Source organism: Nocardia sp. NPDC058518 (genome assembly GCF_042719655.1).
In the GTDB taxonomy this organism is placed as follows: Bacteria; Actinomycetota; Actinomycetes; order Mycobacteriales; family Mycobacteriaceae; genus Nocardia.
Genome location: NZ_JBHXNJ010000002.1, coordinates 183,892 through 202,986 on the forward strand (window position 1 = coordinate 183,892; position 19,095 = coordinate 202,986).

The window sequence follows — 19,095 nt, forward strand, 5'->3', positions numbered from 1 at the left end:
GTCGGCTGTATTCGGTGCAGTTCGTCATCGATTATGTCCAGCTCCGGTTCGATTCGGACGAGACCGACGACCAGCCGCTGCTGAACTGCGACGTCTGGCCCGTCGTCCTCGCGCCGGGGCGGAGGCTGAGCAACGGCATGGACGGGTATTCCGATGCGCTCAGGCAGCTGATCTGCCAGCGGGTGGTCGATACGTTCGAACAATCGGCGAGTGGCCTCAGGATCGAGTTCGAGTCGCTGGCTTTGGTTTTCCGTCCTGAACCTGGCGAGATCCAGGGTCCGGAAATCGCGTCGTTGTTCGGGTTCGTAGATCATCGATGGATGACCTGGCGACCAGGCGAAGAAGCATTCGAGTACCTCGATCGAGGTTCCCTGTCAGGCGATTCCGAGGGCTGAGGCGGTCAGGTGCCAGAGACGGTCGGCCGCTTGCTGCTGGTCGGCGGGTGGGGTCGATCTCAATTGTTGGGCGATGCCGTGGCGTAGGCCGCCGATGACGTAGGCGCCTGCGCTGGCGGGGTCGAGGGTGGTGGGGAGCTGGCCGAGGGATTGGCCGTGGCGGATGTTGTCGGCGGCCATGGCGCTCATCGTTTCGATGTGGACGGCTTCGAGTTCGGCGAGGTCGGGGTCGAGGGCGGCGCGGGTCAGCAGGATGGGGGCCAGCGGGTCGGCGAAGTGGTAGGCGACGAAGAGGTTGGTGCGTTCGCGTTCGCGGGTGCTCCAGTCGGCGTCGGCGGGGAGGTTGGCGTCGGCGATGGCGTGGCGGAGGCCGTCGTAGAAGCCGTCGTAGATCGCGGCGAGGAGACCGCTCTTCGAGCCGAAGTGGTGGTAGAGCGCGCCGGTACTCAGCTTCGCCCTGCGGGTGAGGGCGCTCAGTTCCAGTACGCCGTTGCCGCGGACCAGTTCCTCGCGCGCGGCGGTGAGAAGTTGTTGACGTCCGATGGGAGCCCGTGCCATATTCGAAACATAACAGAACTCAGTTATGTTCAAGGAGTCGCCGTGAGCAGCGAAGTGTCCTCGTTGGCCGATTTGGGTGGCGATCTGGCCGGTACGTACCGGCGGACCGCGAGCAGTGGGACGACCGTCGATCAGGCTCTCGCCGAAGCGGACCTGGCCGCGGTCATGCGCGACGGCTACGTGATCCTTCCTGACCTGCTCACACCGGAGCAGCTGGACGGTATTCGCGAATCCGTGCGGCCGCTGCTGGATCGACACGGGCGCAATCACTTCGAGGGGCACACAACCCAGCGGGTGTACAGCGTGCTGAACAAGACGGACAGCTGTGATCGCATCGCCGACCATCCGCGAGTGCTGGCGCTGCTCGATCGGCTGTTCCTGCCGAACTACCTGCTGTCGATGTTGCAGGTGATCAACATCCTGCCCGGGGAGCAGGCGCAGATGCTGCACACCGACGACGGCTTCTACCCGATTCCGCGACCGCGAGCCGCGCTCGGGGCAGCCACGATCTGGGCGATCGACGACTTCACCGCCGACAACGGCGCCACCGACATCATCGCGGGCAGTCACCGGTGGGGCGACCGGCTGCCCGCGGAATCCGACCGCGCGCCCGTGGTGATGTCGGCGGGTTCGTGCGTGTTCTTCCTCGGCACGTTGTGGCACGGCGGTGGCGCCAACCGAAGCGATCGGTCACGCTTGGCCGTCACCGCGCAATACTGTGAGCCGTGGTTGCGGCCCCAGGAGGCGTTCACGCTGTCGACCACCCGCGACACCGCGCGCCGGGTGTCCGAAGACCTTCGGCGCATGCTCGGCTACAGCATCCACCCGCCTTTCATCGGCCAAGTCGACGGCATGCATCCCAAGCGGCTGCTGGAACCCGGCGCCCAGGCGCTGTAAACCGGTGCGCCGGAGGTGAAACGGCCTACCTCAATTCGAGCTCTATTGCGCCGGTGAGGAGTTGGCGGGCCCGGGTCAGGTCGAGCGATCCGCTGTGCCAGCGTTCGCTGAGGCCTTCGACCAGAGCGGTCAGGCGTTCGGCGGAGTCCGTGGCGTCGACGGTCGCGGCGACGGTGCCGAGGTCTCGAGCCTCGCGAATCAAGGATTCGACGTCGGTGTTCCAGGCTTCGGTGGTGGTGCGCAATGGGTCTCGGAGGTCGGGGTTGAACGCGGCGCTGGCGCGCAACTCGCCCCAGGCGATGCTGGTCTCGCGGACTTCGGAGGTGTCCTGGAGTTCGCGCAGGAGCATGTGTTCGAGTTGAGTGCGTGGGTCGGTGGCGGGGGTGTCGGTGTAGGACTGGGCACGGTGGTTGATGTGTTCGAGGGCGGCGCGCAGGATGCCTGCGCGGTCCTTGAAGTGGTAGTAGATAAGGGCCGGGGAGACTTCGGCTGCGGTGGCGAGCTTTTCGATACGCAGTCCGCGCACGCCGTCCTGGGCGATGACGCGGACGGCGGCTTCCAGGATCTGGGTACGGCGTTCCGACACGGTTCCTCACAGTAGGGGCCGGGTGCCCGGCGGCGAATCCGCCGGGGTGGCTCAGTCGACGGGTTCCTGCTGGGTGGTGCAGTGGATACCGCCGCCACCTGCGGCGATGCCGTCGATGTTGATCTGCACCACTTCGCGGCCGGGGAACAGCCGCGTGAGGGTGGCCGCGGTGGCGCTGTCGGCGGCAGGGTCGCCGAACTCGGGGGCGATGACGGCGCCGTTGCAGACGTAGAAGTTGATGTAGCCGGCGGCGAAGTCGTCGTTCTCGAACTGCTCACGCACGGTCGACGGTCCGGTCAGCACCTCCACCTGCACGGGGCGGCCGTGAACGTCGGTCGCCGAGCGCAGGATGTCGAGGTGGCGGCGGGTGACGTCGTAGTCGAAGGAGTCCGGGTCGTTGTCGAGTCCGGCCACGACCACGCCGGGGCCGGTGAAGCGGGCGTAGAAGTCGGTGTGCCCGTCGGTGATGTCCTCGCCGGCGATGCCGGGCAGCCAGATCACCTTCTTGATGCCGAGCAGGTAGTCGAGTTCCTCCTCGACATCGCGCTTCTTCCAGCCGGGATTGCGATTGTTGTTGAGCACGCAGCTCTCGGTGATGATCGCGGTGCCCTCGCCGTCGACCTCGAGCGCGCCGCCTTCGAGCACCAGATCGGTGTGCCGAGTGTCGACGCCCGCGCGGCGGGTGACGAACTCGGCGACCTTCGCGTCGGCGCGATGTGCTTGCTTGTCGCCCCAGCCGTTGAAGTTGAAATCCACACCGGCCTTGGCGTTTCCGCTCCGGACGAACACCGGGCCGGTATCGCGCATCCACAGGTCGTCGAGGTCGGTGGGGATCAGTTCCACGTTCGCGGTGCCGATCAGACGCTGCGCCTGGGCCAGCTCGCCGGGGCGCACCAGCATGGCGACCGGTTCGAAGCGGGCGATCGTGGTGGCGATGGTGGCCAGATTGCGCTGCACCTCGGGGACCAGGTCCGCGCCCCAGATCCGTTCATCGGCCACGAAGGCCATCCAGGTGCGCTTGTGCGGCTGCCCTTCCTCGGGCATGAGCCAGGTCCTTCCGTCGTCGTCGACCTGCGTGCTGGTGTCGTCACAACCGGCCCACAGCACACTGCTGAGCGCGGCCATCGTGGTCTGGACGAATGTGCGTCGTCGCATTTGTTTTCTCCTTCCGACTACCACCACCATAAATCCTGACTGAAAATTTAGTCAAGGATCGTGACGGGTAGCACCTAGGTGGGGTTCTGCGCACCCTCGGGGGAGCGGCCCCAGCACTCGGGGTCCTGATAGCGGCACCTGATCAGGCGCAGAGTTGATGCTGTCACCGCACGCGAGCCGGAGGTTCCGATGTCGATCATCAGCTCAATCGCCCACTCGGACGAGCGTCGTGTTTCGGTGTCGACCGGTGACGGTGTGCAGCTCGCGGTTCGTGAATACGGTCGGCGCTACGCGGACCTGACCGTTGTCCTGATTCATGGGCATTGCCTGCGGACCGAGTCGTGGACGGATGTGCGGGACGCGCTGTTGCGCGAGCACTCCGGTGCCAAGGTCGTCTGCTACGACCATCGCGGGCACGGTGACTCCGCCGTGGCGTCGAGGCAGACCTACAACATCGAACAGCTCGGTCGTGATCTGCACGAGGTGCTCGACGTCGTCGCCCCGACCGGCCCGGTCGTGCTGGTCGGGCATTCGATGGGTGGCATGACCGTGCTGACCTACGTCGACCAGTACCGGCACGAGGTCGGGTCCCGCATCGTCGGTGCCGGACTCATCGCCACCGCCGCGAGCGGGCTCGCCGACGCCGGCTTCGGGCGGCTGCTGCGCAGTCCGATCATCGCCGGCTTCCAGGCGGCGGTTCGGTGCGCACCGCGCCTGATGCAGCACGCGAAGGTGCTGTCCTGCAAGGTTTTCGCCCCGGTGGTGCGCACCGCCGAGTTCGGTGACCGCAAGGTCAGCCAGCGTGTGCTCGCGCTGGCCGAGGCGATGCACAACGCGACGTCGATCGTCACCATGGCCAGCTTCCTGAGCGCCTTCAAAACCTTCGACCGCACCGCCGCCCTGACCACGCTCTCGACCATCCCCACCCTGATCCTGTGCGGCTCCGCCGACCTGATGACACCCCCGTCCCATTCCGTCGCCATGGCCGCCGCCGTCGACTACGCGGACTTCGTGCAGATCGACGGCGCGGGCCACTCGGTGATCTTCGAGCAGCCCGCGCAGGTCGCCGAGGCCATCGCACGCCTGGTCGGCCGCGCGGCACGCGCCGACCGACCCGAGCGCGCCCAGTTGGCCCTCGCCGCCTGAGAGGCTCTCGCTTCGGTCGATTGCTCCGTGGGGAGCAGAAGCTCACGCGACGTTTGCCGTCCCACGGTGCTGCTAGTGTCCGATTCTGTGATCGTTTGGCTCAACGGCACCCACGGCGCAGGTAAGACGACGACCAGTGCACTCGTGCAACAGCTGATCCCGGATTCACGGGTGTTCGACGCCGAGAAGGTCGGCGAGACGCTCATGGACGTCACGCCGGGGCTGCCCGAGACGAACAATTTTCAGCATTGGCCACCGTGGCGGCCGCTCGTGGTCGAGACGGCCCGCCACATTCTCGACTACACCGGTGGCACGCTGGTGATGCCGATGACCGTGCTGGTCGAGCAGTATTGGCGCGAGATCAGCACCGGGCTCGCGCGGCATGCGATTCCGGTGCGGCACTTCGTCCTCCACGCGGACCAGGACACCCTGCGCGGGCGCATCGAGGGCGACACCGTTCTCGGCCCCTCGTCATTTCGTCTCCAGTACCTCGAGCCGTACGCGGAGGCCGCTCGTACCTGGCTGCACGGTGCGGCCGAGGTTGTCGATACCACCGACCTCACGCCCGCCGAGGCCGCTCAGCGGATCGCAGGCGCCGTCATCGGTGGTCGATCGGATTCACGACTTGGCTACAGCCAGGGCTGAATGAGGGCGGATGTCGCCGGATGCTGGGTGGTGCAGGCGGGCTAGTTCGGTGAAGCCGGCTTGGTTCAGGGTTTCGGCGAGGTGGTCGGTGGGCCAGCGGTAGGCGGTGGTCACTTTGTGGGGGAAGGTTTCGACGGCTTCGGTGGCTTCGAAGAAGCCGATGACCAGGCGGCCACCGGGGGTGAGAACGCGGTGGAATTCGGCCAGCACGGTGGGGAGTTCGGTGGGGTCGAGGTGTATGAGGGAGAACCAGGCCAGCAGGCCGTGGATGGATTCGGTGGGGGCGTCGATGGCGCGGAGTGAGCCGAGTTCGAAGGGGATAGCCGGGTATGTCGATCGCGCGTGGGCGATGAATTCGGGGACCAGGTCGATGCCGGTCGTGGTGATGCCCGCGTCGGTGAGGAATTTGGTGAAGTGGCCGGGGCCGCAGCCGAGGTCGAGGACGGGGCCGGGAGCCAGGTGCGTTTGGGCGAAGGCGGTGTCTTCGGGAGCTAGGTCGGTGGGGGAGCCGAAAAGGTCGATGTAGAGGGTATGGATGGCGGTGTAGGCGGCTTGGACGGTGTTGTCTGGCACCCGCTCGAGGGTAGTCACTGGACAGGGCATGCCCGGTTCCGTCCATCGTTTGTCCTCGGGAGACCCGGGTAGTCGAATGTAGGGAGCCGTTTTCCCAGTCGTAGACACGAAGGGATCGACGATGCCGATCAAGCCTGTTCGACGCATTGCTCGCGCGCTGCTGGGGACCACATTCGTGGCCGCAGGAGTGAACGGGTTGATGAATCAGAAGCCCCGAGCCGACGCCGCGACCGCGCTGGCCGAGAAGGGCAGAACCGGTCTGCCCGATGCGCTGGCGGCGCGGGTGCCCGACGATCCGAGTCAATTCGTGCGCATCAACTCCGCGGCGCAGGTTGTGGGTGGGTTGTTGCTGGCCAGTGGACGAGCACCGCGGCCCGCTGCGCTCCTGCTCGCCGTGACCGTCGTGCCGGGGACCATCACCGAGCAGGACTTCTGGGCCGAGAACGACCCCGACCGGAAGGCTGCCAAGCGGGTGGGCTTCCTGAAGGATCTCGGGCTGCTCGGCGGGTTGATGATCGCGGCGTCCGATACCGAGGGCAAACCGTCGCTGGGGTGGCGGGCTCGCAAGGCGTTCTCGCGCGAGGAACCGCGCATCGCGGCCGAGGGTGCCGCGCTCGCGGCGGCGGCCAAGGTTCGGGGTGCGCAGATCGCCGATGTGGCCCATGAGCAGGGTGGACATCTCGCGGTAGCCGCGAGCGAGCGTAGTTCTCAGCTGGCCGAGATCGCCCGGGAACGTGGGCCGCAACTGGCCGAGGCGATTCGCAACCGCGGCGCGCATCTGGTCGAGGTCGCCAAGGAGCGCGGCCCAGAGGTCGCCGAGGTGGCGCGGACCAAGGGCGCGCACTTCGCCGAAGTCGCCAAGGAGCGCGGCCCCGTACTGGCCGAATCGGCCCGGACGCGTGGATCGCACCTGGTAGACGTCGCCAGGGAACGCGGCTCCGACTTGGCGGACGCGGCCCGCGAGCGTGTCGACAACCGCGCGTCCTGACGGGCGAACAACACCGGTCGGTACGCGAATGCCCCGACAACCATGGTCTGGTGCGCCGATGTAATTGTGGCGCACCATAGACGTGGGGTCGGGCAACCCGACGAACTCACCGCACAGGCCGATCATTCGAGCAATCCGGGCGAATTAGGTTTGGCGGTGAGTTCTGGTGTGAATACTGGGCATTCGCAATGCATTTCGACAGAGTGGGATCCATCTGATGTTGTCCGGTCGTGAAACGTCCAAGCCGTACGCCGTTCGAGTCGCAGGGGTGGGAGCGGCGGTGCTGATCGGACTGCTCGGTTCGGCGGGAACCGCTGCGGCACTTCCGGGTTCGGGCTCGGCATCGGGTTCGGCCAGTGGCTCCGCGGACTTGGCATCGGGTTCGGCGTCCGGCTCGTCGTCGGTCGGTCCGGCGACGGCGGCCGGTGCCTACCTCACGTGGCAGTCGACGCAGTTCATCCACAACACCCTGCGCATGCTGCTGTCGATCCCGATGCGCAACATCTAGTTCCAGGTCTTTTCCCAGCGCTCGGCCGCCCAGTCGCGCACCTCGCCGCTGAGCAGAATCGCGGGCAGCAGTAGCGCGAAGCCGATCAGCAGGATCGCCAGCCGCACCCACACGCTGAGTTCGCCGAGGGCGCGCAGCAGCGCGGGCAGGATGCAGACCACGGCGAGCGCGACGAGGATGATCGCCGCGAGATTGTGTCCGGGTCCGGCGATCAGCGCGGCGCAGATGCCGAAGCACAGACCGAGGACCAGTCCGCCGACGCCGACGAAGTAGTTGTCCCAGGAAAGCCAGCTCGGGCGGGTAGACCGGTGAGTGACCACGCCGGGGAGCTTAGCGCGATCAGCTATCGGTGTGCGGCGGTCTGGGCCACGGGTTTTGCTCCAGCTGTTCGACTGACCGATTGAACTTGCGCATCAGCCTGCTGAGCTCGGTGACATCGTCGTCGTCCCAATCGGCGACGACCTTGCCGATGTCGCTGGTGCGGTGCCGCCGGTCCGCCGCGAGCGCGGCCTTACCGTCGGCGGTGGTCTTGACCTTGCGGGCGACGCCGCCGTCCGGATCGGGAACCCGCTGCACCAATTCCTGTTTCAGCATCGCCCCGACCTGCCGGTTGATGGTGGAGATGTCGAGCTGGAACGACTCCGACAGCTCGCGCAGGCTCAGCGGTTCACCGAGGTCCAGCCGGGTCAGGATGAGAAACGCCGAACGGTCGAGCAGGAAACCGGGGCGCCTTCGGGTGGTCGTGGGGAAGTGCCGCGAGATCAGGTTCAGCTCGAACACCAGGCGGGTGAACGGGGTGTCGTCGGCGGCGCCGGAATCGGACATGTGCCAACTATGTCGCGTGGGTCACCCCGGAGCCAAATTGTGTACTATGCACATGCTGTGTACCGTCCATATTTGTGTCTGTAACTGCCGCCGACGTCTCCCCGGCCACCTCCGAAACCCGCCGCCCGGCCCCGGCCGTGCTGATCGCGGTGCTCAGCACGGTCGGCATCGTCGTCTCGCTCATGCAGACGCTGGTCATCCCGATCATTCCGTCGTTGCCGACCCTGCTGAACACCTCGGCGTCCAATGCCTCCTGGGTGGTCACCGCCACCCTGCTGGCGGGCGCGGTCTCGACGCCGATCGCCGGACGGCTCGGCGACATGTTCGGCAAGCGGCTCATCCTCGTCTGCAATCTCGGCTTCATGATCGTCGGCTCCGTGGTCTGCGCGACCGCGAACTCGCTGCTGCCCGAGGTGATCGGCCGGTCGCTGCAGGGCATCGCGGTGGGCGCGATCCCGCTGGGGATCAGCATCATGCGCGACGAGCTCCGGCCCGAGAAGGTCGGCGGCGCGATGGCGGTGATGAGCGCGACCCTCGGTGTCGGCGGTGCCATCGGTCTGCCGTTCTCGGCGCTGATCGCGCAGAACGCGAACTGGCACGTGCTGTTCTGGACCGCGGCCGGGCTCGGTGTGCTGTGCGCGGTGCTGGTGTTGGTGTTCGTGCCGGAGTCGCCGGTGCGCACGCCGTCGCGCTTCGATTTCGGTGGTGCGGTCGGGCTGTCGATCGCCCTGCTCACCTTGCTGATCGGCATCACCAAGGGCGCCGACTGGGGCTGGGCGAGTGGCTCGATCCTCGCGCTGTTCGGTCTGTCGCTGGCGAGTTTCCTCGGCTGGGGCGCCTATGAACTGCGCCGGCCCTCTCCACTGGTCGACCTGCGGGTGTCGGCTCGCCCCCGCGTGCTGTTCACCAATATGGCCTCGATCGCGGTCGGTTTCTCGCTCTACGGCATGTCCCTGACGTTCCCGCAGTTGCTGATGGCGCCCGAGGAAACCGGCTACGGGTTCGGGCTGTCGATGGTGGTCGCGGGTCTGGCGATGGCGCCGACCGGTCTGGTGATGATGCTGCTGTCCCCGGTCTCGGCGCGGCTGTCGGCGAAGAAGGGTCCCAAGCTGACGCTGGCCCTCGGTTCCACGGTGATCGCAGTCGGCTACCTGTGTGCGGTGGTCATGATGGACAGCGTCTGGCAGATCGTGCTGTCGTCGGTGATCGTCGCCGGTGGCGTCGGCCTTGCCTACGCCGCGATGCCCGCACTGATCATGGGCGCGGTCCCGATCACCGAGACCGCGGCCGCCAACGGCCTGAACTCGCTGATGCGCTCGATCGGCACCTCCACCTCGGCCGCGGTGATGGGCGTGGTGCTCGCGCACATGACGATCAACCTCGGCCCGCACGTGCTGCCGTCGCGAGAGGGTTTCCACACCGCCTTCTTCATCGCGATGGCCGGTGCGGTGGCCGCGATCGTGCTGACGGCCTGCATTCCGCTGGGCAAGGCCGACAAGAACTAGATCGCCGGGCAGAAAGTGATCAGCGACCACTCCCGGCGCGGGTGCGCGAACTCGAAATTGAGCATGGACATGCTGGTCGGCGCCCCGGTGCCGGGATCGCGCAGCGTCAGGACCGGGCTGTCGATGTCGCTCGGCTGTTGCGGTTCGGTGGTCCACAGGTGGTCCCACTCCGGTGCTGCCGAGCACGCCGCGACGAGTTCGTCGATCCGCTGCTGCGGCACCACGCCCGGGCTCATCACCCGGAACCCGTAGACACTCAGATGGATCTGCTTTTCCCACTCGATGACCACCGTGCGCGAGATCGGGTCGAGCAGCATCCATTCGAGCAAGGTGGTGCCAGGAACCAGCCCGGGAAAGAACCGCTCCCACGCCGCGTTCACGGCGAGCACATCGAAGGTCGGGTACACCTGCACGCTGGCCGGGTGGGGCAGGCTGTGCAGCAGAACCAGATCCGCCGCGGGCAGGTCGGTGAGCTGGGTGGGTGCCGGTTCGTCGTAGCGATGCGACAGCGACAGCGCGACGAGGTGGTTGCGGAACACGTCGGGCACGTCCAGCGCGTCGAACAGCGCGGTCAGCGACTCCAGAGTCGGTACGCGCGTGCCCTGTTCGATCTTCTGGATGAGCGCGGGCGAGATGCCTGCCGCCTCGCTCAGCGCCGCCCTGGTCAGTCCCGACGATTCGCGGCGTTCGCGCAGATACCGCGCGATCGGCGCGTGCGGGTCTTCCACGTGGCGTTCCTCTTTCGGTCAGTGGGACAAATTGGGACAGTCGTCTAGCTTGACCGAGGGTAAAGGTTTCGCAAAACTCATGTCAGCCGAGTGGGAGATCGCCTGGCTGCCCGGCCGCTGCGCCCAGGCCGATTATCGGCCTGTGGGCTGGTCGGGCCAGTGTGTTCCGAAGCGGAAAGTGTTCGACACCACCCCTGCGCGGATGAATGTCGCCGGAGGGGACGGCGCGCGCTCGCCTCGCGCGCGCCGAGAGCGATTGCCGGGCTGAAACCCGGGTGGCGCAGGGGTCCATCCGGTGGTCGCCCCGTCCGCTTCGGAAAACACCCGTGATCGGGAACCGAAAGCGCTCGTGATTCGTCCAATAGATCAGAAGGATGAACGAGAGCGGGGGGCGATGACGCAGATTCGAGCCGAACGACCTGGACGACGCACGTCCTGGATCGTCGGAATCTCCGGGATGCTGGCCGCGGCCACCGTGGTCGCCGTCGGACTGGTGTGGTGGCAGCACGATTGGGGCGACCAGTTCCCCGCGCTCGACAGCGAACGTCTCGACGAGCAGCAGATCGTGCTGGTCGACGTGTTGCGCCGCGAGCACGAGCAGCCCGGCGACGGCCCGAAGTACGCCGAGGGGGTCCAGGAGGCCTGGTGCGCCGACTTCGTCAGCTGGACCATGCGCGAGGCGGGCAGGCCGCTGGCCAACCCGAACTCCGGTTCCTGGCGCATCCCCGGCGTGTACACGCTGCAGGAGTACTACCAGCAGGTCGGCCGATTCACCCGCGCTGACGTCGGCTACCGCCCGCGCACCGGTGACGTGGTGCTCTACGGTCCCGACAGTCCGCTCGGCCAGCACACCAACATCGTGTTGAAGGCCGACGGCGAAACGATCACCACCATCGGCGGCAACGAGATGGGCGGGGTTCGGGTTCGCACCATCACACCGGCCGAAACCGCCGATCTGGTCGGTTACGGACGATTCTGAAATCGATTGGCGCTCAAGACAACTGCGATGATCCTGGACGGCGGTACCACGCCGATACCCGTACCATGGATCTCGCGGCGCCCGGCAGCGCCGTTGCCGGCTCCTCCGTCCTGCTTCCCCCTCATCGGCAGGACGGGGGAGTTGTGCCACCAGCAGGGGGTTCGCGGTCGTCACGTACCGTGTTCGATGTGCGTGTGAAGGTGGGCGAGAAGCCACGTCGTGACCCGATGTGGATCGAGTACGCCGATTTCGGCGAACGGTTCGTCACCTACGCGGTGACCGAGGAGCGCATCACCGCCGCGGTGTCGGGGATGACCGGCCGTGGCGTGAAGATCGGGCCGTTCTCCCTCGGCCCCGCCGGACTGGCCGGTTTCGTCGCCGAGGGCACGCTCGGCACCCCCGTGGTCACCCGTACGCCCGGCGACGCGCTGAGCTTCGGTGTGCGGATCCCGCTGACCCTGGCCGTGAACCTGGTTCTCGGCGGCCGCAAACTGCGCCTGGCCGCCGTGGTGGAGATCGGGCTCACGCTGCACGCGCGCACCGCCGCCCCGCTGCTCGTCGTGATCGATGTCGCACCGGTGACCGCCAAGGATGTCAGCTTCACGTTGCGTGCCGAGGCCATCGACGGTGCGTGGGAGATGCTGCTCGACCCGATCGCGGGCCTGGTGCAGCGCGAGGTCGCCAATCGGGTCAACGCCATCGTCGGCGATCCGAAGGTCCGCTCGGAGCGGGTCTTCGATATCGAGGCGATTCTGGACGGCTACCGCTCACCGCATCGCAACGACACTGTCTTCGACTGGATCGACTACCGCGAATTCGGACTGCGATTCTTCACCACCATCGTCACCAGGGACCGCGTGCACGGCGTGGTCGGCCAGCTGGCGGGCAGCGAGATCGAGGTCGGCCCGCTGGCCGAGGGTCCGCGCGGCGCGGCCACGGTGACCGTACGCGGCGCGATCGAGCAGCCGCGCGTGATCGATCGTGGCCTCGGCGAGCCGGGCGACCTGCGGATCTTCGACATGACACTGCCGGTCGGGCTCGACATCACCGTCGACGTGCTCAAAGCCAACCACTACCGCGCCGACCTGGAGATTCCGCTGGTTCTCACGGCCAGGGCCGCCGAGCCGTTGCAGATCGTGATCGAGGTGCCGCCCCCCGCGATCGAGGACATCTCGATGGAATTCAGCGCGAAGGGCCTGCGCGCGGCGACGCTGGCCCGGCTGGCCGGGATCAAGCGGCAGGTCGTCGCGCAGGTCGTCGCGGTGGTCAGCACCGAGCTGGCCGATCCGACCGGTCGCACCATCGATGTGGGCGCGGCGATCGACGGCGCGACCTGACTCGTGTGACTCGTGGGGCGAATGTTGCCGTTGGTTCTGGCGGTTCCCCTGGGGTTGTGGTGCAATGAATCGCACGTTCCAGACTCCCGGCGCGCGATTTTCGGGGAAGGCGCGCCGGGTTCGCTTACCGGTTGAAGGTCGGGTTGCGCGAAGGAGTCCTGCGATGCTTTCTGTTCCGGTGACCAGGCGGAAGTTCTTCGGCTTCGCCGCCGCCGCGGCCACGATCGGGGTCGGCCTCGCCGCCTCGCCCGCCCGCGCCCAGTCCTTCGGCACCATGGTCGACTACGCCGCGGGGGTTCCCTCCGCCGCGTCGATCGCCGCCGAAGGGCACATCGGCGTCATCCGCTACGTCTCCGAGCGCAGGCCCGGCGCGGAGTGGATGGAGGGTAAACCGCTGCTCGCCGCCGAGGTCGAAGACCTGTGGGCCAACGGACTGTCGATCGTGTCGAACTACCAGTTCGGCAAGGGCCCGACAGCCGACTGGCGCGGGGGCCTCGAAGCGGGCAAGGAACACGCCGAGCGCGGCTGGGCGATCCATGTCGCCGCGGGTGGACCCGACACCGCGCCGATCTACGCCTCCATCGACGACAACCCCTCGGTCGAGGAGTTCGACGAGATGATCGCGCCCTATATCGAGGGCTGGCAGTCGGTGCTCGGACCCGAACTCGTCGGCATCTACGCCAACGCGCCGACCATCGACCGCGCCCTCGACGCGGGCCTCGGTTCCTGGTTCTGGCAACACAATTGGGGCACCGAACGAGGTTTCGTGCACGGCTCCGCGCACCTGCACCAATTCGAGATCGACAAGCGCGCCATCGACGGGATCGGTGTCGACCTGAACCGGGTCCTCGCGTCGGACTACGGCCAGTGGTGACCTAGGTCTGACAGTGGCAGGTCGCTCCGCAGCGAATATCGGGCTCGTCGTCGGGCATCACGCGCAGCGCGGACCGCATCTCGGGTTCGGCGAGCACTCCGCGCCACGACATCAGCGACCACCGCGACAGACCTGACAGCGCCGAACCGATACTGGCGAACGACAGCGATGAGATCGCCGACCCGAACGACCCGATCGAGCCGATGGACAGCACCGATCCGACACTGCCGATCGACAGCACCGAATAGGCCGATCCGATCGACAGGATCGACCCCTCGGACCGATAGGACAGGATCGACCGGCTGCTCCGAATCGACCGAACGTTCCGGGAAGAACCATGCGTGGTCGCCATCGTCTCGGTTTACCACATCGCGATGCCCGCGGGAACAGCCGAAAACAACTGAGCCCGATCCGTTCTCGAGGAACGAATCGGGCTCAGTGTGCGTCGTGCTCAGACCGTGAAGAAGCCCAGGGTCGGCAAGAAAGTGCAGGTACGCGGTGCGGCGCCTTCGGCGGCGGTGGTGAGCGAACCCGAGATCACCGCGACGACGCGGCCGTGGCCGGTGTTCGCGACGGCCGACAGGGTGGCCGGACCGCCGGGGTTGATCTTGGCCTCGTCGGTCAGCGTCTGGGTCGCGGACTGACGGGTGTCGAGGTTGAGCCACTGCACCGTCATCGGCGGGTTCTGCTCGGCGGTCGGCGCCTTGGTGCCGAGCGCGGTGAACACGAAACCGGCCTGCCCGGCGGCGGGGCCGGGCGGGGGCAGCTGCGCCGGACCGGCGACCGCGAGCGCGGTGCCGACCGAATCGGCGCCGTCGCCGATGCAGCCCCTGCCGATCGTCGGGTACAGGAACTGCGCGATGACCGGGCCGTCCTGCGGGAGCTCGGGGCCGCCGCCGCCGCTGCCGTCGAGGAAGGTGATGATCCGCTCGAGGGTGGCCTTGATGGCGGGCGGCAGGTTCAGCGTGGCCAGCAGCGCGCGCGCCTGATCGAGCAGGGCGGTCTGCGGGCTGGCGATGTCGGCCGGGCCCGCGACCAGGCCTGCCACCGCGGGAGCGAAGGCGGCTAGCGCGTCGACCGGGACGCCTTCGGGCACCATCGGGACACTGATCGGCGCCGCCTGTGGGGCGGGCGCGGGCGCGGCAATGGTCGATGCCGGCGCGGCCAGCATGGCACCGGCAGCGATGGCGAGAGCGGTCGTTACGATCCGCGATCCTCGGCTACGAAGCACTTGTCTAGCCGTCCTTACCTCGATGGTGCGATGGGCGAGGGTGGTCGAGCCCAACATGTCGGGGGTCACTCTAAGGACAAGGCTGCCGTGTTGTACAGCCGCCGGGCCCTTCGTGGCGTACCGGCCGAAACCATGTTCATCGACGCTAGTCCCGCATGGTGTTACACCTGGGGATGTTGATGCAAATGTTACCCATGGTGTCGCTGCGGCCGGTGCCCGCTGGGGCTTGTCGGCACCCGGTTAAGGTAGCGGGGCACCCGCGAAACGGCGAACGACGCCCCCATCCGACCGAAAGCCTGGCCTTGAACCGACACCTCCGATGGGCTCTCGCGCTGCTCGGACTGTCCGTGCTCGCCCGGCTGGCCTGGATGCTCTTCGCCCCGAACGGGCTCAATGTCGTCGATCTGCATGTCTATGTCGACGGCTCGGCCGCGCTGCTCACCGATCGGCTCTACGACTTCACCTACTCGGAGGTGACGCCGGACTTCCCGCTGCCGTTCACCTATCCGCCGTTCGCCGCGCTGGTGTTCTTCCCGCTGCACTATCTGCCCTTCACTCTCGTGGCGGTCGGCTGGATGCTGGCCACGGTCGCCGCGCTCTACGGCGTGATCCGGATCAGCTTCGAACTGCTCCTCGGCGCGGAGAAGGCCAAGCGGACGCCGTGGATCACCGCGGCCGTCGGCTGGACGGCGCTCGGGGTGTGGCTGGAGCCGGTGCGAACCACGATCGACTACGGCCAGGTCAATGTGTTCCTGGTGCTCGGCGCGATGCTGGCGGTGCGCAGTGCGCGCTGGTGGATCTCGGGCACCCTCGTCGGCGTGATCGCGGGCATCAAGCTGACCCCGGCCATCACCGGCCTGTATTTCGTGGCGCGGCGGCGCTGGGCGACGGTGCTGTGGTCGGCGGCGGCCTTCGGGCTGACCGTCGCTGTGAGCTTTCTCATCAATGCCCACGAGGCGAAGCGCTACTTCGGCACCCTGCTCGGCGACGCCGACCGGATCGGCCCGGTGGGCTCGGTGTGGAACCAGTCACTGCGCGGTGCGCTGAGCCGCATCCTCGGGCACGACGTGCAGTCGGGGCCGTGGTGGCTCGCCGCGGTCGCGGTCACGGCCGTGCTGGCGTTCTGCGCGTGGCGCACCCTCGACTCCGACGACCGGCTCGGCACCCTGGTGCTGGTGCAGCTGTTCGGGCTGATGATCTCGCCGATCTCCTGGTCGCACCACTGGGTATGGCTGATCCCGACCGCGCTGTGGCTGCTCTACGGGCCGCTGCGGGCCGAGCGGGTCGCGCGGATCATCGCCGGGTTCTGGGTGCTGACGATGCTGGTCGGCGTGCCGTGGGTGCTCTCGTTCGCGCAGCCGACGATCTGGACCATCCCGCGCCCGTGGCCGCTGGCCTGGCTCGGCGCGGTCGATGTGATCGGCGTGTTCGTCCTGCTCGGCTGGCTGATCTGGCACGGCCGCGACACTCTGCGTGCGCAACTCCCCGGCCGTCGCACGGCCGAGGTGCCCGCGAGCTGAGGCTCAGCCGAGGATGCCGTCGATGGTGTGCGCCATCGCCGTATCGAGCGAGGTCAGCCCACCCGCCGAATGCGTACTCAGCGTGAAACGCAGTGTGCGCCAACGGATATCGATATCGGGATGATGATCGGCCGCCTCGGCCGCCGTGGCGACCTTGCGCACCGTCTCGATTCCGGCGAGGAAGCTCGGTGCCTGCACCGTGCGGGTGATCGCGTCACCGTCACGGGACCACTCCGGCAGAGTGGCCAGCGCGATGGTGAGTTCGGGAGCGGAGAGCAACGGAGTACCCATACCTCGGTTGTACGCCTCACTCCCTCACTTTGCGCGCGCCAGCTTCAAGGCCTTTTTGAGATCTTTACCGCACGTTCCGGCTGCCTCGGCCTTCTTCATCCGCATGATGACGACGGGGCATTTGAAGCAGCGCGTCTTCTTCCTGCAGCACTTTTTCTTCGGCTTCAGGCTCGAGACCTTCTTTGCCTTCACCTTGCCCATGGGAGTTAGCGTAGCCTAAGTACAAAGCCTGACACGAGGTCGCACCGAAGGTACCGGTAGGGTGTAACAGGCCGCGATGCCAGATGAATGCGCGCCAAATACACCAACAGCAGGAGGATTGAGGCGTGTCGTCTTCACGCGATTTTCGCAACGTCGCCATCGTGGCCCACGTCGACCACGGCAAGACGACGCTGGTGGACGCCATGCTTCGTCAGTCGGGCGCGTTCGCTGAGCGAGCCGAACTGGTCGACCGAGTCATGGACTCCGGTGATCTGGAGCGCGAGAAGGGCATCACCATTCTCGCGAAGAACACCGCGGTTCATCGCCATAACCCCGACGGTTCCGTCACCGTCATCAATGTGATCGATACCCCCGGCCACGCCGACTTCGGTGGCGAGGTCGAGCGCGGCCTTTCCATGGTCGACGGTGTCGTGCTGCTCGTCGACGCGTCCGAGGGCCCGCTGCCCCAGACCCGCTTCGTGCTGCGTAAGGCCCTCGCGGCCAAGCTGCCGGTCATCCTGGTCGTGAACAAGACCGACCGCCCCGACGCCCGGATCGCCGAGGTCGTCTCCGAGTCGCACGACTTGCTGCTCGACCTGGCCTCCGACCTCGACGACGAGGCCGCCGAAGCCGCCGAGCTGGCGCTGGACCTGCCGGTCCTCTACGCCTCGGGCCGTGAGGGCAAGGCGTCGAAGGTGGAGCCGGAAAACGGTTCCGCTCCCGACGCCGAGAACCTCGACGCCCTGTTCGAGGTGCTGATGGACTACATCCCGGCACCGAAGAGCAACAAGGACGCGCCGCTGCAGGCCCACGTCACCAACCTCGACGCGTCGGCGTTCCTGGGCCGTCTTGCCCTGGTCCGCATCTACGCGGGCGAGCTGCGCAAGGGCCAGAACGTCACCTGGATCAACGCCGACGGCGCCAAGACGGTCAAGATCACCGAGCTGCTGCAGACGATCGGTGTCGAGCGTCAGCCCGGCGAGGTCGCCGAGGCCGGTGACATCGTCGCCATCGCCGGTATCCCCGACATCATGATCGGCGACACCCTCGCCGATCCGGAGAACCCGGTCGCGCTGCCGCGCATCACCGTCGACGAGCCCGCCATCTCGGTGGTCATCGGCACCAACACCTCGCCGCTGGTCGGCCGGGTGCAGGGCCACAAGCTCACCGCCCGCATGCTCAAGTCGCGCCTGGATTCCGAGCTCATCGGTAACGTGTCGCTGCGCGTGCTCGACATCGGCCGTCCCGACGCCTGGGAGGTCCAGGGTCGTGGTGAGCTGGCGCTGGCCATCCTGGTCGAGCAGATGCGTCGTGAGGGCTTCGAGCTCACCGTCGGCAAGCCGCAGGTGGTCACCAAGCAGGTCGACGGCAAGACCCACGAGCCGTTCGAAGAGCTGACCATCGACTGCCCCGACGAGTACCTCGGCGCGATCACCCAGCTGCTGGCCGCCCGCAAGGGCAAGATGGTGCAGATGAGCAACCACGCCGCCGGCTGGGTGCGCATGGAGTTCATCGTCCCCTCGCGTGGCCTGATCGGCTTCCGCACCGTGTTCCTCACCGAGACCCGCGGCACCGGCATCGCCAACGCCGTCGCCCACGGGTACGCACCGTGGGCCGGTGAGATCCGCGCCCGCCACACCGGTTCGCTGGTGTCCGACCGCGCGGGCACCGTCACCCCGTTCGCGATGATCCAGCTGGCCGACCGCGGTCAGTTCTTCGTGGAGCCGGGTGCCGACACCTACGAGGGCATGGTCGTCGGCATCAACCCGCGTGCCGAGGATCTCGATATCAACGTGACCCGCGAGAAGAAGCTGACCAACATGCGCAGCGCCAACGCGGACACCTTCGAGACCATGGCCAAGCCGTTGCAGCTCGACCTCGAGCTCGCGATGGAGTTCTGCACCGAAGACGAGTGCGTCGAGGTCACCCCCGAGGTGGTCCGGGTGCGCAAGCTCGTCCTCGGCGCCAACGAGCGGGCCCGCGACCTGTCGCGTCGCAAGGCCCGTGACAAGGCCGCCGCGAACTAGTCGGCAGTAGCTCTCACGGCGTGGGGGGGGGGTCGCGGAACTGCCCCCGCCCCCGCCCGGGTTTGTGGTGGGTTGGGGGGGCGGCCGGGGCGGGAAGGGGGGGGGGGGGGGGTTGGGGGGGGTTGT

General features: G+C 67.3%; 23 protein-coding genes. 12 read left to right on the forward strand and 11 right to left on the reverse strand.

Annotated elements, in window-relative coordinates; genetic code table 11:
* Positions 1-14: 14 nt before the first annotated feature.
* The gene (locus tag ACFWPX_RS05585) at positions 15-395 is read left to right on the forward strand and encodes a hypothetical protein (protein ID WP_378926361.1); all 381 of its coding nucleotides are present in this window, start codon (positions 15-17) and stop codon (positions 393-395) included.
* Here ACFWPX_RS05585 and ACFWPX_RS05590 read toward each other — a convergent pair.
* Positions 375-953 (reverse strand): TetR/AcrR family transcriptional regulator, encoded by a 579-nt coding sequence (locus ACFWPX_RS05590; protein ID WP_378926363.1) that lies wholly within the window; start codon positions 951-953, stop codon positions 375-377. The genes ACFWPX_RS05585 and ACFWPX_RS05590 overlap by 21 nt on opposite strands.
* 42 nt (positions 954-995) lie before the next feature.
* On the opposite strand from ACFWPX_RS05590, the gene ACFWPX_RS05595 reads away from it, so the two are divergent.
* On the forward strand, positions 996-1,850 hold the full coding sequence (locus ACFWPX_RS05595; RefSeq protein ID WP_378926365.1) for a phytanoyl-CoA dioxygenase family protein: 855 nt from the start codon (positions 996-998) through the stop codon (positions 1,848-1,850).
* A gap of 25 nt (positions 1,851-1,875) precedes the next feature.
* Here the strand turns inward: ACFWPX_RS05595 and ACFWPX_RS05600 are convergent, their stop codons facing one another.
* Together ACFWPX_RS05600 and ACFWPX_RS05605 are read right to left on the reverse strand one after the other, a co-directional pair.
* A complete protein-coding gene (locus tag ACFWPX_RS05600; RefSeq protein WP_378926366.1) occupies positions 1,876-2,436 on the reverse strand; it encodes a TetR/AcrR family transcriptional regulator in 561 nt (186 codons plus the stop codon).
* Between the two features lie 51 nt (positions 2,437-2,487).
* Positions 2,488-3,591 (reverse strand): agmatine/peptidylarginine deiminase, encoded by a 1,104-nt coding sequence (locus tag ACFWPX_RS05605; protein WP_378926368.1) that lies wholly within the window; start codon positions 3,589-3,591, stop codon positions 2,488-2,490.
* 189 nt (positions 3,592-3,780) lie between these two features.
* Between ACFWPX_RS05605 and ACFWPX_RS05610 the strand changes: the two genes are divergently transcribed.
* Both ACFWPX_RS05610 and ACFWPX_RS05615 read left to right on the forward strand, forming a co-directional pair.
* Positions 3,781-4,737 carry an alpha/beta fold hydrolase gene (locus ACFWPX_RS05610; RefSeq protein WP_378926369.1) on the forward strand — a complete coding sequence of 319 codons (957 nt, stop codon included), beginning with the start codon at positions 3,781-3,783 and terminating at the stop codon, positions 4,735-4,737.
* Positions 4,738-4,824: 87 nt separating this feature from the next.
* Positions 4,825-5,382, forward strand: a complete 558-nt coding sequence (locus ACFWPX_RS05615) for an ATP-binding protein (protein WP_378926371.1) — start codon at positions 4,825-4,827, stop codon at positions 5,380-5,382.
* On the opposite strand, the gene ACFWPX_RS05620 is transcribed toward ACFWPX_RS05615, so the two are convergent.
* On the reverse strand, positions 5,356-5,955 hold the full coding sequence (locus ACFWPX_RS05620) for a class I SAM-dependent methyltransferase (RefSeq protein WP_378926372.1): 600 nt from the start codon (positions 5,953-5,955) through the stop codon (positions 5,356-5,358). The genes ACFWPX_RS05615 and ACFWPX_RS05620 overlap by 27 nt on opposite strands.
* Before the next feature lie 121 nt (positions 5,956-6,076).
* On the opposite strand from ACFWPX_RS05620, the gene ACFWPX_RS05625 reads away from it, so the two are divergent.
* Both ACFWPX_RS05625 and ACFWPX_RS05630 read left to right on the forward strand, forming a co-directional pair.
* Positions 6,077-6,943: a DoxX family protein gene (locus ACFWPX_RS05625; RefSeq protein WP_378915376.1), complete on the forward strand. Its 867-nt coding sequence runs from the start codon at positions 6,077-6,079 to the stop codon at positions 6,941-6,943.
* A 217-nt stretch (positions 6,944-7,160) separates the two neighbouring features.
* Positions 7,161-7,451, forward strand: a complete 291-nt coding sequence (locus ACFWPX_RS05630) for a hypothetical protein (RefSeq protein ID WP_378915378.1) — start codon at positions 7,161-7,163, stop codon at positions 7,449-7,451.
* Here ACFWPX_RS05630 and ACFWPX_RS05635 read toward each other — a convergent pair.
* Positions 7,448-7,771, reverse strand: a complete 324-nt coding sequence (locus ACFWPX_RS05635) for a hypothetical protein (protein WP_378915380.1) — start codon at positions 7,769-7,771, stop codon at positions 7,448-7,450. The two genes, ACFWPX_RS05630 and ACFWPX_RS05635, sit on opposite strands and share 4 nt — an antisense overlap.
* Positions 7,772-7,790: 19 nt before the next feature.
* Positions 7,791-8,276 (reverse strand): MarR family winged helix-turn-helix transcriptional regulator, encoded by a 486-nt coding sequence (locus tag ACFWPX_RS05640; protein ID WP_378915382.1) that lies wholly within the window; start codon positions 8,274-8,276, stop codon positions 7,791-7,793.
* A gap of 68 nt (positions 8,277-8,344) precedes the next feature.
* Here ACFWPX_RS05640 and ACFWPX_RS05645 point away from each other — a divergent pair, with 68 nt between their 5' ends.
* Positions 8,345-9,781 carry an MFS transporter gene (locus ACFWPX_RS05645; protein WP_378926557.1) on the forward strand — a complete coding sequence of 479 codons (1,437 nt, stop codon included), beginning with the start codon at positions 8,345-8,347 and terminating at the stop codon, positions 9,779-9,781.
* Here the strand turns inward: ACFWPX_RS05645 and ACFWPX_RS05650 are convergent.
* Complete coding sequence (locus ACFWPX_RS05650; RefSeq protein WP_378926373.1) at positions 9,778-10,509, reverse strand: helix-turn-helix domain-containing protein; 732 nt, start codon at positions 10,507-10,509, stop codon at positions 9,778-9,780. The genes ACFWPX_RS05645 and ACFWPX_RS05650 overlap by 4 nt on opposite strands.
* A 394-nt stretch (positions 10,510-10,903) precedes the next feature.
* Here ACFWPX_RS05650 and ACFWPX_RS05655 point away from each other — a divergent pair, with 394 nt between their 5' ends.
* The 3 genes from ACFWPX_RS05655 (at position 10,904) to ACFWPX_RS05665 (ending at position 13,699) form a co-directional block, all read left to right on the forward strand.
* Positions 10,904-11,488, forward strand: coding sequence for a CHAP domain-containing protein (locus ACFWPX_RS05655; RefSeq protein WP_378926374.1), 585 nt, complete (start codon positions 10,904-10,906; stop codon positions 11,486-11,488).
* A gap of 188 nt (positions 11,489-11,676) precedes the next feature.
* Positions 11,677-12,825: a hypothetical protein gene (locus tag ACFWPX_RS05660; RefSeq protein ID WP_378915388.1), complete on the forward strand. Its 1,149-nt coding sequence runs from the start codon at positions 11,677-11,679 to the stop codon at positions 12,823-12,825.
* A gap of 163 nt (positions 12,826-12,988) precedes the next feature.
* Positions 12,989-13,699 (forward strand): DUF1906 domain-containing protein, encoded by a 711-nt coding sequence (locus tag ACFWPX_RS05665; RefSeq protein WP_378926375.1) that lies wholly within the window; start codon positions 12,989-12,991, stop codon positions 13,697-13,699.
* A gap of 1 nt (position 13,700) precedes the next feature.
* Here the strand turns inward: ACFWPX_RS05665 and ACFWPX_RS05670 are convergent, their stop codons facing one another.
* Both ACFWPX_RS05670 and ACFWPX_RS05675 read right to left on the reverse strand, forming a co-directional pair.
* A complete protein-coding gene (locus tag ACFWPX_RS05670; protein ID WP_378915391.1) occupies positions 13,701-14,051 on the reverse strand; it encodes a hypothetical protein in 351 nt (116 codons plus the stop codon).
* A 99-nt stretch (positions 14,052-14,150) separates the two neighbouring features.
* Positions 14,151-14,870, reverse strand: coding sequence for a hypothetical protein (locus ACFWPX_RS05675; protein WP_378926558.1), 720 nt, complete (start codon positions 14,868-14,870; stop codon positions 14,151-14,153).
* Positions 14,871-15,124: 254 nt separating this feature from the next.
* Between ACFWPX_RS05675 and ACFWPX_RS05680 the strand changes: the two genes are divergently transcribed.
* Positions 15,125-16,450: a mannosyltransferase gene (locus ACFWPX_RS05680; protein WP_378926559.1), complete on the forward strand. Its 1,326-nt coding sequence runs from the start codon at positions 15,125-15,127 to the stop codon at positions 16,448-16,450.
* 3 nt (positions 16,451-16,453) lie between these two features.
* On the opposite strand, the gene ACFWPX_RS05685 is transcribed toward ACFWPX_RS05680, so the two are convergent.
* Together ACFWPX_RS05685 and ACFWPX_RS05690 are read right to left on the reverse strand one after the other, a co-directional pair.
* Entirely contained in the window at positions 16,454-16,741 is a 288-nt protein-coding gene (locus tag ACFWPX_RS05685; protein WP_378915397.1) for a 4a-hydroxytetrahydrobiopterin dehydratase, read from the reverse strand.
* 24 nt (positions 16,742-16,765) lie between these two features.
* Positions 16,766-16,942, reverse strand: coding sequence for a hypothetical protein (locus tag ACFWPX_RS05690; protein ID WP_194826542.1), 177 nt, complete (start codon positions 16,940-16,942; stop codon positions 16,766-16,768).
* 125 nt (positions 16,943-17,067) lie between these two features.
* Here ACFWPX_RS05690 and typA point away from each other — a divergent pair, with 125 nt between their 5' ends.
* Positions 17,068-18,969, forward strand: a complete 1,902-nt coding sequence (typA, locus tag ACFWPX_RS05695; RefSeq protein WP_378926376.1) for a translational GTPase TypA — start codon at positions 17,068-17,070, stop codon at positions 18,967-18,969.
* Positions 18,970-19,095 lie beyond the last annotated feature (126 nt).